General features: G+C 71.0%; 15 protein-coding genes. 5 read left to right on the top strand and 10 right to left on the bottom strand.

From position 1 onward, the window contains the following. Window positions 1–2: 2 nt before the first annotated feature. The 6 genes from secF to ruvC form a co-directional block, all read right to left on the bottom strand. Window positions 3–1,253, bottom strand: a complete 1,251-nt coding sequence (secF, locus tag ACFSVL_RS18450; protein WP_378305699.1) for a protein translocase subunit SecF — start codon at window positions 1,251–1,253, stop codon at window positions 3–5. 1 nt (window position 1,254) lies between these two features. Beyond that, on the bottom strand, window positions 1,255–2,952 hold the full coding sequence (secD, locus tag ACFSVL_RS18445; protein ID WP_378305697.1) for a protein translocase subunit SecD: 1,698 nt from the start codon (window positions 2,950–2,952) through the stop codon (window positions 1,255–1,257). A gap of 218 nt (window positions 2,953–3,170) precedes the next feature. After that, entirely contained in the window at window positions 3,171–3,626 is a 456-nt protein-coding gene (gene yajC, locus ACFSVL_RS18440) for a preprotein translocase subunit YajC (protein WP_378305695.1), read from the bottom strand. 118 nt (window positions 3,627–3,744) lie between these two features. Beyond that, the gene (gene ruvB / locus ACFSVL_RS18435; protein WP_378305693.1) at window positions 3,745–4,833 is read right to left on the bottom strand and encodes a Holliday junction branch migration DNA helicase RuvB; all 1,089 of its coding nucleotides are present in this window, start codon (window positions 4,831–4,833) and stop codon (window positions 3,745–3,747) included. Window positions 4,834–4,839: 6 nt separating this feature from the next. Next, on the bottom strand, window positions 4,840–5,436 hold the full coding sequence (gene ruvA / locus ACFSVL_RS18430; protein WP_378305691.1) for a Holliday junction branch migration protein RuvA: 597 nt from the start codon (window positions 5,434–5,436) through the stop codon (window positions 4,840–4,842). Then, window positions 5,433–6,035: a crossover junction endodeoxyribonuclease RuvC gene (gene ruvC, locus ACFSVL_RS18425; RefSeq protein ID WP_378305689.1), complete on the bottom strand. Its 603-nt coding sequence runs from the start codon at window positions 6,033–6,035 to the stop codon at window positions 5,433–5,435. The genes ruvA and ruvC overlap by 4 nt, the downstream gene beginning before the upstream one ends. Before the next feature lie 153 nt (window positions 6,036–6,188). Here ruvC and ACFSVL_RS18420 point away from each other — a divergent pair, with 153 nt between their 5' ends. After that, the gene (locus ACFSVL_RS18420; RefSeq protein WP_378305687.1) at window positions 6,189–6,632 is read left to right on the top strand and encodes a cupin domain-containing protein; all 444 of its coding nucleotides are present in this window, start codon (window positions 6,189–6,191) and stop codon (window positions 6,630–6,632) included. Window positions 6,633–6,646: 14 nt separating this feature from the next. Here ACFSVL_RS18420 and ACFSVL_RS18415 read toward each other — a convergent pair whose 3' ends face one another. From ACFSVL_RS18415 to pdxT, 3 genes are all read right to left on the bottom strand, one after another. After that, window positions 6,647–7,168, bottom strand: a complete 522-nt coding sequence (locus tag ACFSVL_RS18415) for a DUF4262 domain-containing protein (RefSeq protein ID WP_378305685.1) — start codon at window positions 7,166–7,168, stop codon at window positions 6,647–6,649. 158 nt (window positions 7,169–7,326) lie between these two features. Then, entirely contained in the window at window positions 7,327–8,082 is a 756-nt protein-coding gene (locus ACFSVL_RS18410) for a YebC/PmpR family DNA-binding transcriptional regulator (RefSeq protein ID WP_378305683.1), read from the bottom strand. A 58-nt stretch (window positions 8,083–8,140) separates the two neighbouring features. Then, window positions 8,141–8,776, bottom strand: a complete 636-nt coding sequence (gene pdxT / locus ACFSVL_RS18405; RefSeq protein WP_378305681.1) for a pyridoxal 5'-phosphate synthase glutaminase subunit PdxT — start codon at window positions 8,774–8,776, stop codon at window positions 8,141–8,143. A 413-nt stretch (window positions 8,777–9,189) separates the two neighbouring features. On the opposite strand from pdxT, the gene pdxS reads away from it, so the two are divergent. The 3 genes from pdxS (at window position 9,190) to ACFSVL_RS18390 (ending at window position 12,078) form a co-directional block, all read left to right on the top strand. Then, complete coding sequence (gene pdxS / locus ACFSVL_RS18400) at window positions 9,190–10,101, top strand: pyridoxal 5'-phosphate synthase lyase subunit PdxS (protein WP_037811282.1); 912 nt, start codon at window positions 9,190–9,192, stop codon at window positions 10,099–10,101. Window positions 10,102–10,330: 229 nt separating this feature from the next. After that, window positions 10,331–10,927 carry a hypothetical protein gene (locus ACFSVL_RS18395; RefSeq protein ID WP_378305679.1) on the top strand — a complete coding sequence of 199 codons (597 nt, stop codon included), beginning with the start codon at window positions 10,331–10,333 and terminating at the stop codon, window positions 10,925–10,927. 401 nt (window positions 10,928–11,328) lie between these two features. Next, window positions 11,329–12,078 (top strand): polysaccharide deacetylase family protein, encoded by a 750-nt coding sequence (locus ACFSVL_RS18390; RefSeq protein ID WP_378305677.1) that lies wholly within the window; start codon window positions 11,329–11,331, stop codon window positions 12,076–12,078. On the opposite strand, the gene ACFSVL_RS18385 is transcribed toward ACFSVL_RS18390, so the two are convergent. Further along, the gene (locus ACFSVL_RS18385) at window positions 12,038–13,117 is read right to left on the bottom strand and encodes a sensor histidine kinase (RefSeq protein WP_378305675.1); all 1,080 of its coding nucleotides are present in this window, start codon (window positions 13,115–13,117) and stop codon (window positions 12,038–12,040) included. The genes ACFSVL_RS18390 and ACFSVL_RS18385 overlap by 41 nt on opposite strands. Before the next feature lie 22 nt (window positions 13,118–13,139). On the opposite strand from ACFSVL_RS18385, the gene ACFSVL_RS18380 reads away from it, so the two are divergent. Continuing rightward, window positions 13,140–13,754, top strand: a complete 615-nt coding sequence (locus ACFSVL_RS18380) for a response regulator (RefSeq protein ID WP_378305673.1) — start codon at window positions 13,140–13,142, stop codon at window positions 13,752–13,754. Window positions 13,755–13,800 lie beyond the last annotated feature (46 nt).

The following is a 13,800-nucleotide window of genomic DNA, read 5'->3' as shown; positions in this document are numbered from 1 at the left end:
GGTCAGCGCTTCTTCTTCCCGGACGGACGCTGCTTCGGGTGCCGTGCCGGGACTCCGGCCGCGGCGGCCATCGCCTTTTCCTTGCGGAGTTCGGCGGCCAGCTGGTCGTCGTCGTTGGCGTCGAAGTCGTCGTCGGCGGCGGCTTCGCGCTTCGCGGCCTTCGCCCGGCGGGCGGCGACCCGGTCGGCCTGCTGCCGGTACTGCGGGTCGCGCATCTTGAAGTCGACCAGCAGCGGCGTCGCCAGCGCGACCGACGACAGGACGCCGACCAGGGTACCGGTGAGCTGCACCAGCGCCAGGTCCTGCAGCGTGCCCGAGCCGAGCAGGATGTAGCCGACGATCAGCAGGCCCAGGATCGGCAGCAGCGCGATGAACGCCGTGTTGAACGACCGCATCAGCGTCTGGTTCAGCGCGAGGTTCGCCGCTTCCGCGTACGTCCGCCGCGAGAGGCCCAGCAGGCCGCGGGTGTTCTCCCGGACCTTGTCGAACACCACCACGGTGTCGTACAGCGAGAACCCGAGAATGGTCAGCAGGCCGATCACCGTCGCGGGCGTGACCTCGAAGCCGACGAGCGAGTACACGCCCGCGGTGACCACGATGTCGTGCAGCAGCGAGACGAGCGCCGCGAGCGCCATCCTGGTGTCGAAGTAGATCGCCAGGAAGAGCACGACCGCCACGAGGAACACGCCGAGCGCGATCAGGGCCTGGCGCGAGATCTCGTCGCCCCACGACGCGCTCACCGCGCTGTCGCTGATCGCCTGCACGCTCGACTGGCCGTTGCTGCCGATCGGGCCCAGGTCCTCGAAGATCTGCTTCTTGACCTTCGCCACCTGGTCGGCGGTGAGGGTCTCGGAGCGGGTCTGGATGGTCGACGCGTTGCCGGTGCCGACCGTCTGGGTCTCCGCCGGGGCCTCGCCCAGTGCGGTGTTGAACGACTTGATCACCTGGTCCTGGGTGATCTGGCCGTGCGTGCCGTGCGCGGGCAGCTGGATCTGCGTGCCGCCCTCGAACTCGATGCCGACGTTGAAGCCGCGGAAGACCATCGAGCCGATGCAGACCAGCAGCAGCAGCCCGAAGAACATGTACCACCGCTTGCGCGAGCCGACGATGTCGACCGCGCCGGTGCCGACGTAAAGCCGGTGGAAGAAGCTTTCCTTCTTGCCGGGCTTGGCCGCGGCGGCGCTGTCAGTGCCGTTCGAGCCGGTCGAGCCTTCCGGGCTCTCCGAGGTGACGCCCGAGGTTTCGTCGCTCACGTCAGGCCTCCTTCACGTTCGAGCGGCGGCCGGGAGCGGGACGCGTGGGCTTGCGCTGCGCGCCGAGCTTCAGGACGGCGCCGAGGCCGAGATTCCGGGGGTTGGACAGGAACTTCGACTTCGAGGTGGACACCATCGCCACGAGCGGATGCGTGACCAGGTAGACGACCACCAGGTCGAGCACCGTCGACATGCCGAGGGTGAACGCGAAGCCCTGCACGTCGCCGACGGCGATGATGTACAGGATCGCCGCGGCGAGGAAGCTGACCGCGTCCGAGGCCAGAATCGTGCGCCGCGCTCGCGTCCAGCCGCGCGGCACCGCGGACCGGAAGGTCCGGCCCTCCCGGATCTCGTCTTTCAGCCGTTCGAAGTAGATGACGAACGAGTCCGCCGTGATGCCGATCGCGATGATCAGGCCGGCGACGCCCGCCAGGTCCAGCGTGTACCCGATCCACCGGCCGAGCAGCACCAGCACCGCGTACACGAGCAGGCCCGACAGCACCAGCGACCAGATCGTGAGGAGGCCGAGCAGCCGGTAGTAGAACAGGCAGTAGATGAACACGACGGCGAGGCCGATCGCGCCGGCGATGAGGCCGGCCTGCAGCGAGGCGTACCCGAGCGTCGCGGACACCGTGGTGGCGTCAGACGAGTCGAACGACAGCGGCAGCGAACCGTACTTGAGGATGTCCGCCAGGTTCTTCGCGTCGGTCTGGGTGAACTGGCCGGTGATCTGCGTGTTGCCGCCGAGGATGGCGTTCTGCACGGTCGGCGCGGACACCACGTTCGTGTCGAGCACGAACGCCGCCTGCTTGCCGACGTTGGCCGACGTGAAGTCGCCCCAGGTCTTGCCGCCCGCGCCGTTGAAGCTCAGGTCGACGATCCACTGGCCGCGCGTCTGGTCGTAGCCGGAGTTCGCGCTGGAGATCTCGGTGCCGGGGATGAACTCCGGGCCGAGCACGTACTTGGTCGCGCCCTTGTCGCCGCACGTGACCAGCGGCTGGTTCGGCAGGTCGTTGCCCTCCAGCGGGTCGTGGGCGTTGGGCGCGCAATTGAGCGTGGCGAGCGCCTTCTGCTGCGCGGCCTGCGCGGCGGCGGCCTCCTGCTGGCTCTTCGGCATCAGCGCGGGAGCCTGGCGCACCGCACGGGCTTCCTCGATCGGGTTCTTGCCCGCGTTGCCACTGCCCGTGGCGGGAGCCGACGGCGTCGTGCTCGGCGGCTGCTGCGCCGGGGCGCCTTCCGCTCCCCCGCCGCCTGCCGGCTGGCTCGGCGGCGCGCTCGGGGCGCCGGAGGCCGGGGCGCCCGGCGGTGCGCCGGGGGTGTTCGGGACCGAGGTGATCACCTGGCGGATCCCGAGCTTGGCGGTGCGGGCGAGGTTCTTCGCCTGGTCGCCCTGCTCGCCCGGCACGGTGATCACGATGTTGTTGCCGTCGAGCACCACCTCGGCGCCGCTGACGCCGATCCCGTTCACTCGGGTCTCGAGAATCTGGCGTGCCTGATTCAGCGACTCGCGGGTGGGCTGGCTGCCGTCGGGCGTGCGCGCGGTGAGCGTGACCCGGGTGCCGCCCTGGAGGTCGATGCCGAGTTTCGGCGTCGGTTTGCCGCCGCCGGTGAAGAACACCAAGGCGTACAGCGCGACCACGATCAGGGCGAAGAAGGCGAGATAGCGTCCCGGGCGGAGATGCCCGGCCGATGGTGCCACGGTGCTTCGGTCTCCTCGAACTGGCACGGACTGGATGGACCCCAAGTGGTTCGGGTGCGCGAGCCGGAAGGGGGTCCCCCGGACGCGGCTGGGCGTGAACTATGGCGGCGGACACGCACGCAGCACCGAGACAGTACTCGGTGCTGCGTGAGCCCGGCGTTCGCCCGTACCGACTTTCGTCGGCTGTGGGCGGATCACTGCCCGGTGAAGCGCGGAGGCTACTTCTTCCCGTGCTCGAGCGGGGGCGCCACCTGCGCACCGGAGGTCTGCTTCTCCTCGGCGGAGATCGACTCCTGGGCCGGGGCCTCCGAAGAGGTCGCAGTGGTCGCCGCGGCGGTCTCGGCCGGGGCCGACTCGATGCCCGCGACCGCGGTGTCGCCGTCGGTTTCGGCGGTCTCGTCGCCCTCGACGACCGGCTCGACCTTCTCGCGCACCGCGAGCCGCAGCCAGGTGGTGACGACGCCCGGCGCGATCTCGATGTCGATCGTGGTGTCGCTGCTGGTGTCGGCGACCGTGCCGTACATGCCCGACGTGGTCATCACGCGGTCGCCAGGGGCGATGCTGTTCTGCATCTCCTGCTGAGCCGCCTGCTGCTTCTTCTGCTTGCGGGTGCCCATGACGAGCGGCACGGCCACCACGAGCAGCAGCAGCAACGGCAGCAGTAACTGGTTCATGACTCTCCTCGACGGACGCCTCGCTCGGCTGCCCGCGTCCGGTTTCGACGGATGTGCTGTATTCGAGTGTGCCAGGTACCGGCGGAAACGCCACCACCCGGGCCGCTGTCCGCCCTTGTCAGGCCTGGTCGAACAGCGTCGGACCGCCCGGATCGGGCCGCCCCGCCTCGGGGGGCGGCTCCAGTCCGAGGTGCAGCCACGCGGCCGCGGTCGCGACCCGGCCGCGCGGAGTGCGGGCGAGCATACCGGCCCGGACCAGGTACGGTTCGCACACCTCCTCGACCGTAGTGGACTCCTCGCCGACAGCGACCGCGAGCGTCGAAATGCCCACCGGTCCCCCGCCGAACGAGCGGGTCAGCGCGCTGAGCACGGCCCGGTCCAGCCGGTCCAGGCCCAGCTCGTCGACGTCGTAGACCTTCAGCGCGGCCTGCGCGACCTCCAGGGTCACCTTGCCGTCGGCGCGCACCTCGGCGTAGTCGCGGACCCGGCGCAGCAGCCGGTTGGCGATGCGCGGGGTGCCGCGCGACCGGCCGGCGATCTCGGCGCAGCCGTCGCGGTCGATCTCGATGCCGAGGATCGTGGCGGCGCGGCGGACGACCAGCTCCAGCTCGGCCGCGGAGTAGAACTCCATCTGGCCGGTGAAGCCGAACCGGTCGCGCAGCGGCCCGGTCAGCGAGCCGGACCGGGTGGTGGCCCCGACCAGCGTGAACGGCGCGATCTCCAGCGGGATGCTGGTCGCCCCCGGCCCCTTGCCGACCACGACGTCGACCCGGAAGTCCTCCATCGCGAGGTACAGCATTTCCTCGGCGGGCCGGGCGATCCGGTGGATCTCGTCGATGAACAGGACGTCGCCGGGCGCGAGGTTGGACAGCATCGCGGCCAGGTCGCCCGCGCGCTCCAGGGCGGGCCCGGAGGTGATCCGGATGGCCGCGCCCAGTTCGGCGGCGACGATCATCGCCATGCTCGTCTTGCCGAGGCCGGGCGGGCCGGACAGCAGCACGTGGTCCGGCGGGACGTCGCGCCGCCGGGCGCTCTCCAGCACCAGTTCCAGCTGCTCGCGGACGCGTTCCTGGCCGACGAACTCGTCCAGTTTCCGGGGCCGGAGCGAGGTCTCCAGGTCGCGTTCGCCGGTCTGCGCGAGCGCGGACAGCGTTTCGTCGTCCGCCTCGTACCCGCCGGTGTCGAACTCGGTCACTTCGTGGTTCATCGGCGGCTACCGCTTGCGGCCCAGCGCGGCCAGCGCCGCACGCAGCACCGAGGACGTGGTGTGGCCGTCCCCTTCGGACAGCACCCGGTCCACCGCCTGCTCGGCCTGTTTCGCCGGGAAACCCAGTCCGGCCAGCGCTTCGACGACCTCGCCGCGCAGCGCGCCGGGCGCGGCCACGACCGGGGCGTCGGCCGCGCCGCCGAGCGCGGTGACCTTGTCCCGCAGTTCGAGGCTGAGCCGCTCGGCCCCCTTGCGGCCGATGCCGGGCACCTGGGTCAGCACGGTGATGTTGCCTTCGACGAGCGCCGCGCGCAGTTTGTCCGGCTCCAGCACGGCCAGTGTCGCCAGCGCGAGCCGCGGCCCGATCCCGGACACCGTCTGGAGCAGGCCGAACAGCTCGCGCGCGTCCTCGTCGGCGAACCCGAAGAGGGTCAGCGAGTCCTCGCGCACGACCAGCGCGGTGTGCAGCCGCGTCTGCTCGCCGCGGCGCAGCGTGGCCAGCGTCGCCGGGGTGGCCTGCACGGCGAGGCCGACGCCGCCGACCTCGACCACCACGTGGTCGAGCCCGACGGACAGCACTTCGCCGCGTACCGAGGAGATCATCGTCGTGCTCCTGTTTCGTTCTGCTTCTTGGTGGTGCCCGCCGCCTTGGCCGCGGCCGCGAGCCGGGCCTTGTGCGCGCGGACCAGTTCGGCCGCGCGCGCCTCGGCCTCGGCGAGCCGGACCCGCATCGGCTCGCGCCACAGGTGGCAGATGGCGAGCGCGAGCGCGTCGGCCGCGTCCGCCGGATGCGGTTTGACCTCGAGCCCGAGCAGCCGCATCACCATGGTGGTGACCTGCGCTTTGTCCGCGCGGCCGGACCCGGTGACGGCGGCCTTGACCTCGCTGGGCGTGTGGAAGACGACCGGCAGCCCGCGCCGCGCCGCCGACAGCGCCACGACCCCGCCCGCCTGCGCGGTGCCCATCGCGGTGCGGACGTTGTGCTGCGCGAACACCCGCTCGACGGCCACCGCCTCCGGCCGGTACCGGTCGAGCCAGCGCTCCACCTCGTCGGCGATGCCGAGCAGCCGCTGCGAGAGATCCTGGTCCGCGGGCGTGCGCACGACCCCGACCGCGACCGGGCGCACCGACCGGCCTTTGCCGCCGTCGACCACGCCGAGGCCGCACCTGGTCAGACCGGGGTCGACCCCGAGCACCCGCACCGTTTCTCCTTCGCCCGCGCGAACATTAGTTCGAGATGCAGGCTAACGGTCGAAGCTGATGGCCCCGCGCAGACACGCACTAACACACGTGCACACGTGTCGGCACCAGCGATGACATGGCGGACGGAGCCCGCCCGAGAGCACGATGGAGGCGTGCCGGGACCGGAGGACTACGTCGCGCACCTCGGCCTGAAGCCGCTCCCGGTGGAGGGCGGCCGGTTCGCGGAGAGCTGGCGCGCGGCCGAGGGGTCGTCGATCTACTACCGGCTCACCGCGCCCGAGATCTCCGCCCCGCACCGGCTGGACCGCGTCGAAGTGTTCGTGCACCACGCCGGTTCGCCCGCGCGGATGCTGCTGCTGCATCCCGGCGGCGAAGTGACCCGCCCGGTGCTGGGCAGCGACGTGACCGCCGGAGAACGTCCGCAGGTCGTCGTGCCTGCTGGAACATGGCAGGCCACGGTGCCGTTGGGCGCGTGGAGCCTGCTCGGCACCGTGGTGGTGCCGCCTTACACCGACGACTGCGTGGAGTTCGCGGATCCGGCGACGCTGGCCGCGCGGTTTCCGGACGCCGCCGCCGACCTCGCCGCGCTGGGCTAGCCGGGAACCGCAGGTCAGGGGCCGTCGACGCCGGGCGTCCAGCTTTCCGGGTCCCCGCTCTCGGTGAGCACCGGCTGCCATTCGGCGAAGCCCTCGGGCGCGTCGGCGTGCCACGGGAAGTGCCCGTCCGGCGTCGCGACGATCATCTGCAGCGCCGGGAAGTCGCCGTCCGGGTACACGAGGAACGCGGACCCGAAGTACTCCGGGTAGTGGCCTTTCGCGACGCGTTCGAAGATCACCGGCGCGCCGTCGAAGAAATCGTCGTAGCGCTTGCCGACCTCGAAGATCTCGCCGTTGGCGGAGCGGTCGACGTACGCGTCGAGCAGCACCGGGGCCATGTGGTCGGGCAGCCCGATCACGACCGCCTCGGGCACGTTGTGCAGCGCCCACGCGCACGCGGTGAAGCAGTAGCCCGCGCCCTCGTCATCGGCGGCCACGGCGATGACCGCGTTCCCTCGTTCCCTCGCCTGGGTTTCGATCCAGGCGATGAGGCTCTGCTCTTGTTCGGTGAGGGAGGAGGTCGTCACGGCGGACATTCTGCCCCACCCGCGCGCCCGAGCCCAGTCCCCGCGCCGGTCATTTTCCGGACGCCCCAAGGATTTTCCCGATTACCCTTGCGTGCCAACGGGATTCGAGACGAAAACGGCCGCGCTCCCGGAGTGCCGGGAGCGCGGCCGTGTCGCGTGCGATTGGATCAGTCCACCGCGGCCATGACCTCGTCGGACACATCGAAGTTGGCGTAGACGTTCTGCACGTCGTCGCAGTCCTCGAGCGCGTCGATCAGCTTGAAGACCTTCTTCGCGCCTTCGACGTCGAGCGGCACGCTCACCGACGGCAGGAAGGTCAGCTCGGCCGATTCGTACTCGAACCCGGCCTCCTGCAGCGCCTTGCGCACCGGCACCAGGTCGCCGCCCTCGGAGACGATCTCGAAGCTCTCGTCGAGGTCGTTGACCTCCTCGGCGCCCGCGTCGAGGACCGCCAGCAGGACGTCGTCCTCGCTCGCGTCCGCCTTGGGCATGATCACGACGCCCTTGCGGTTGAACATGTAGGCGACCGAACCCGGGTCGGCGAGCGAGCCGTTGTTGCGCGTGAGCGCGGTCCGGACCTCCATCGCGGCGCGGTTCTTGTTGTCGGTGAGGCACTCGATCAGCACCGCCACGCCGTTCGGGCCGTAGCCCTCGTACGTGATGTTCTGCCAGTCGGCGCCGCCCGCCTCCTCGCCGGCGCCGCGCTTGCGCGCGCGCTCGATGTTGTCCTGCGGGACGGAGTTCTTCTTCGCCTTCTGGATGGCGTCGTACAGCGTGGGGTTGCCGTCCGGGTCCCCTCCCCCGGTCCCGGTGCGGGCGGCGACCTCGATGTTCTTGATCAGCCGCGCGAAGAGCTTGCCCCGCTTGGCGTCGAGGTTCGCCTTCTTGTGCTTCGTCGTGGCCCACTTGGAGTGGCCGCTCATCTTTCCTCCATCTGTTCCGCGGCCGCGGGCCTCCCGGCGCGGCCGCCGCAATCCTTGCTCAGGCTTTTCGCACAAGCTCGACGAACAGCCGGTGCACGCGCTCGTCCCGGGTGATCTCCGGGTGGAACGCCGTGGCCACCACCGCCCCCTGCCGGACGGCGACGATCCTATCCGCCCGGGGCCCGTCCGGCGGATCGTCCGGGTCGGGCACGGTGGCCAGCACCTCGACTCCGCCGCCCGCCTTCTCGACCCACGGGGCCCGGATGAAGACCGCGTGCAGCGGCCCGCCGGGCACGCCGGCGAACGGGAGGTCGGCCTCGAAGGAGTCGACCTGCCTGCCGAACGCGTTGCGCCGCACGACCACGTCGAGCCCGCCGAGCTGCTGCTGGTCCGGGCGCCCGTCGAGCACCTGGCGGGCCAGCAGGATCATCCCGGCGCACGAGCCGAACGCGGGCAGGCCGCCCGCGATCGCCTCGCGCAGCGGTTCGAGCAGCTCGAAGGTCTCGAGCAGCCGCGACATGGTGGTGGACTCCCCTCCGGGGAGCACCAGGCCGTCCACTTGAGCCAGTTCGGCGGGGCGGCGCACCGGAACCGCGCGGGCGCCCGCGCCCTCCAGCATCGCGACGTGCTCGCGCACGGCGCCTTGCAAGGCGAGCACGCCGACCGCCGGCCGTGCTCCCGTAGCTGTCGCCACCCGACCTCCCGTGAGACGTTCACTCCAGCTTAGGGGGGCCGCCCAAAGCGCAACCGGGCAGGTCAGGCGGGCCGCACCGGGGCCGCCGCCCACCCGGGCGGCGCTCCGGGCGCCGGTCCCTCGCCGGCGTGAAGTGGACTGCTGAAATCTGTCGCCAGTGGCCACCTCGAAGGTGGTCTCCACCGGAGCCGGTCCGGGCGGGCGTTCCCGGCCCGGACCTGTCTTCCATGGTAGGCCGTCCCGGAAGGCCCAGGTCAACGCTTCCGGCCGGAAAAGTGACCGAGCCGAAGTGGATCTCTCCGCACGGAAAGTGGCCTTCCGAGATAGCCGGTCAATGGCCTGCCTCAGCGGTCCACCGCCGTCCTACGCTGGACGGGAAGACCACTTCCGCTCCCCCGAGAAAGGCCCCCGAGGTGTCGCAGCAGCAGAACGCCGAACCCCAGACCGTCACCGGCACCGCGAAGGTGAAGCGCGGCATGGCGGAGATGCTCAAGGGCGGCGTGATCATGGACGTCGTGACCGCCGACCAGGCCAAGATCGCCGAGGACGCGGGCGCGGTCGCCGTCATGGCGCTGGAGCGCGTGCCCGCGGACATCCGCGCGCAGGGCGGCGTCGCCCGGATGAGCGACCCGGACCTGATCGACGGCATCATCGAGGCGGTTTCGATCCCGGTGATGGCGAAGGCGCGGATCGGGCACTTCGTCGAGGCGCAGGTGCTGCAGTCGCTCGGCGTCGACTACATCGACGAGTCCGAGGTGCTCACCCCCGCCGACTACGCGAACCACATCGACAAGTGGGCGTTCACCGTGCCGTTCGTGTGCGGCGCGACCAACCTCGGCGAGGCGCTGCGCCGGATCACCGAGGGCGCGGCGATGATCCGCTCGAAGGGCGAGGCCGGCACCGGCGACGTCTCGAACGCGACCACGCACATGCGCAAGATCCGCGGCGAGATCCGCCGCCTGCAGTCGCTGCCGGAGGACGAGCTGTTCGTCGCCGCCAAGGAGCTGCAGGCCCCGTACGAGCTGGTCCGCGAGGTAGCCGAAGCGGGCAAGCTGCCGGTGGTCCTGTTCACCGCGGGCGGCATCGCGACCCCGGCCGACGCGGCGATGATGATGCAGCTCGGCGCGGAGGGCGTGTTCGTCGGCTCGGGCATCTTCAAGTCCGGCAACCCGGCACAGCGCGCCGAGGCGATCGTGAAGGCGACGACGTTCCACGACGACCCGGACGTGCTGGCGAAGGTGTCGCGCGGGCTCGGCGAGGCGATGGTCGGGATCAACGTGGAGGACGTGCCGGAACCGCACCGGCTCGCCGAGCGCGGCTGGTAACCAGCCGGCGTCCAGCGGCCTTTGGCTTCTCCAGCGCGAACGGCGACGGGCACTGTCCGTCGCCGTTCGCGCGGAGACCGGCGGCGGGGCCCTCAGGAAAACCGCCCCAGTCCGCAAAGAACGCGGAAAGCCGCCTTGTCCACGATCAGCGCCGGACCGTAACGTCCGGGACCCGGTCCGGCCCCGAGATCCACTGTGGACAAGCAAGGTCAAGAGAGGGTCCTGGAAAATGCTCGGTAAATTTCGCACTCCGTCCGCCGTCGGCGTGGTGACCGCGGCGGTGCTCACGACCATGGCCGTGCCTTCGGCCGCGGAAGCGGGCACGCCCGGAAACTCCTGCGATCCGGCCACGCAGGCGTTCAGCACCCGCTACACCGTCAGCGCCAGCTCGGAGGATTTCCTCCGGGTCGGGGCCATTTCGACGGCCAACGGCACCGACGCGCCGATCGACCTCCAGCAGACGCTGTCCACGACGCAGACGCTGACCGCGTCGGGGAACATCACCATGAGCTACCAGGGGATCGGCGGCACGATCGGCGGTTCCTACCAGCTGTCCTGGACGCTCGGGCAGAACGTGGGGCCGTACTCGATCAAGCCCGGCGAGACCGGCCGCGCCACCTACGGCTTCGACGTCGTCCGGTTCACCGGCACCGCGCAGACCTGCCTGCCGTGGGGGCAGTGGGGCCACGACCAGCCGATCTGGGGTTTCGCGCCGCTCGACCTCCACGTCGTCATCGACCGGTACCCGAACGGGCAGGCCACCCCCGCCCCGGTCGGCATCCCGGTCGACCAGGCGACTGCGGGGCTGAAGAAAATGTCGAAGTGATATTGCCGCGCGCGGCTCGGGCGGAACGGCCGGAATAGCCGGAGATCCGTTGCGCCCCAAGCGCTTCGCGCGGCGAACAGGCGGGAGGCCCCGTGAACGTCGGGTTCGCGGGGCCTTTCTCCGTGCTGGCCGAGGGTCGTCAACGCCGCAGCCGACGCATACGATCGCACCCACGACGTCGCCGCCCCCGGATGCACGGGAACCACAACGGTACGCCTCGCCAGTCGCCCCGCGGGACGGCAGATCAACGCCTGACCGCCTTGAGACGCCCCTGCTCGCACACGGGCCGGGGAGTCCGGCCAGCCCGTTCGGAGAATCCCGGTGAACCGCACGCGCCTGTGCAATAAGGACTAGTACCTTCGCGGCTTCCCGCTTCCCTCCCCCGTCGGCAAGCTCGCCGCATGCTCCGCTTCTCCTTCTCCAGACGGGCTCGCCGCTGGACGATCGCCGTGGCCGTAGTACTGGTAGTGCTCCTCGTCGGCGGTTACGTGCTGCTCCGGATCGCCAGCTCCCGGACGTTCCAGTTCTTCGGCGGTCTCACCGCCCGCGTGGAAACGGCGGAGAAAGTGGTCGCGCTGACCTTCGACGACGGTCCCGATCCCGCCGGGGTGCAGCCGGTCCTCGACGCGCTGGCCTCGCGAAAAATCCACGCGACCTTCTACCTCATCGGGTCGGACCTGGCGGCTCATCCGGATCTCGGCCGTGCCATCGCGGCCGCGGGTCACGAGATCGGCAACCACACCTACTCGCACGAACGCATGCTGCTGATCACGCCCGGCTACGCGGCGAGCGAGATCGAGCGCACCGACGCGCTGATCCGCGGCACCGGCTATCCCGGCGAGATCACGGTCCGCCCGCCGAACGGGAAGAAGCTGTTCGCGCTGCCGTACTACCTGCACGAGCACCACCGCAAGACGATCACCTGGGACGTCGAACCGAACTCCTTCCCCGAAATCGACCGCAGCGCCGCGGCGATCACCGACTACACCGTGCAGAACGTGCGCCCCGGATCGATCGTGCTGTTCCACCCGATGTACGCCGGGCGCGAGCAGACGCGCGAGGCGATCGGCCCGACCATCGACCGGTTGCGGGCGCTCGGCTACCGGTTCGTCACTGTGTCGCAGTTGCTGGCTCTGCAAGGCAAGGGATGACCGCCACGACCGACCAGCCTCCGCCGGCGGGACCCGCGTCGAGGGAACCGCCTCGGGCGGCGAGCTGGGCGCGCAGGCTGTCCAATCCGTACCCGGCACCGGGCGTCGGCTGTCCACGTTGGTCGTTGCGCAGCACGATCCGCACGGACTCCGGCAGCACCTCGACGCCGACGCGCAGCCGGACGCCGGGGCCGTTGTGCCGCAAGGCATTGATGGCCGCTTCCGAGACGATCCGGTCGGCGAGGTCCCGCACCCGGTCCGGAATCCGGTGCAGGGCGGGCTCTTCCTCGATGACGAGGCCCGCCGCGGACAGCTCGGCGAGGACGGCGGCGAGCGCCGGTCCCGGCGGTTGTTCGCCGTCGTCCCGCAATTCCCGGAGGGTTTCGCGGACCTGGCCCAGCGCGTCCCGCCCGGCGGCGAGCATCGCGTCCACCCTGGCGCGGTCCGCGTCGGTCAGCTTGCCGACGGCCAGGAGCGCCTCGGCCTGCACGAGCATGACCGTGGTGGTGCGCGCGAGCGTGTCGTGCAAGCGCCGCGCGGTCTGTTCCCGTCGCTCGGCGGCCAGGCGTTCCAGCCGGAAACGCGTGCGCTGCGCCGCGAACTCCGCGCGTTCAGCGGCGTGCCGCTGTCGCTCGGCGCCGAGCAGCCACGCCATGACGCAGACCGCGAGGGTGAGCAACGCGCCGTCGATCGGTCCCTTCGACACGGTCATCGCGGCGCTGACGGCGGCCGCGGAAAACCCGCCGAGTCCCCAGCGCACCGAAGCCCGGCGCGCGCTCGGCACGGTGTACAGCGCGATCAGCACCGGCACGTAGTCGATGTTGTGGGGCTGGGTCGTCAGCAGCCGGGCAAGGGTGGCCGCGGTGACGACGGCGAGCACCCAGCCCGGGAAACGGCGGCGGACGGCCAGCGGCAGGACCTGCGCGGTCACGAGCGCGAGACCGCCCCACCCCCATGCCCCGCCGACCCCGAGCAAGACGGCGACGAGCACGGTCGTTCCGAGGTCTGGCAACGACTTCCGGTCGCGGAACCAACGCACGAATCGAGCGTAGACTGCCGTGGTGATCAGGGTCCGCGTCGTCGACGACCACGCGCTGGTGCGGGAGGGCCTCGCGCTGATCCTCGGCGCCCAGCCGGACCTCGACGTGCTCGGCGCGCACCCCGGCGGCACCGAACTGCTCGCCGCGCTGGACGCCGACACCGACGTCGTCCTGCTGGACCTCTATCTCCCGGAGATGGACGGAATCGAGGTCCTGCACCGGGTCCGGCGGGAATGGGCGGCGAAGGTCGTCATGCTCACCACGATCGGCCGCGCGGGCGAAATCCGGCGCGCGCTGGCCGCGGGAGCGAGCGGATTCGTGCTCAAGGACAGCACCGGCGCCGAACTCGCGGCCGCGGTCCGCGCGGCGCACGAAGGCATCACCGCCATGAGCCCGGCGGTCGCGGCGACGCTCCGCACCCCGGCCGGCGACGCGATGACCCCGCGCGAACGCGACGTGCTGCGCCTGCTCGGCCGCGGACTGTCCAATCGCGACATCGCCGCCGAACTGGGGCTGGCCGAGCGCACGGTGAAGGTCCACGTCGGCAACCTGCTCGCGAAGCTCCAGGTGGACAGCCGGACGCAGGCCGCACTGCTCGCCGACGACGTCCTCGGGAGCACCTCCGGTCGGCGGTAGCGTGCCCGGCCGGTCTCCGTCACGCTGAGCGTTCGAGGACAAGGGG

Source organism: Amycolatopsis silviterrae (assembly GCF_042684085.1).
GTDB classification, from domain to species: domain Bacteria; phylum Actinomycetota; class Actinomycetes; order Mycobacteriales; family Pseudonocardiaceae; genus Amycolatopsis; species Amycolatopsis silviterrae.
The sequence above is the reverse complement of the archived record's forward strand: the minus strand, read 5'-3'. Positions and strand labels throughout refer to the sequence as shown.

What these genes read in the sequence shown, in the direction of transcription:
- ACFSVL_RS18410 (WP_378305683.1), bottom strand. Translation starts at nt 8,082, where the DNA reads ATGAGCGGCCACTCCAAGTGGGCCACGACGAAGCACAAGAAGGCGAAC.
- yajC (WP_378305695.1), bottom strand. Translation starts at nt 3,626, where the DNA reads ATGAACCAGTTACTGCTGCCGTTGCTGCTGCTGCTCGTGGTGGCCGTG.
- ruvB (WP_378305693.1), bottom strand. Translation starts at nt 4,833, where the DNA reads ATGAACCACGAAGTGACCGAGTTCGACACCGGCGGGTACGAGGCGGAC.
- ACFSVL_RS18415 (WP_378305685.1), bottom strand. Translation starts at nt 7,168, where the DNA reads ATGTCCGCCGTGACGACCTCCTCCCTCACCGAACAAGAGCAGAGCCTC.
- ruvA (WP_378305691.1), bottom strand. Translation starts at nt 5,436, where the DNA reads ATGATCTCCTCGGTACGCGGCGAAGTGCTGTCCGTCGGGCTCGACCAC.
- ACFSVL_RS18395 (WP_378305679.1), top strand. Translation starts at nt 10,331, where the DNA reads ATGCTCGGTAAATTTCGCACTCCGTCCGCCGTCGGCGTGGTGACCGCG.
- ACFSVL_RS18390 (WP_378305677.1), top strand. Translation starts at nt 11,329, where the DNA reads ATGCTCCGCTTCTCCTTCTCCAGACGGGCTCGCCGCTGGACGATCGCC.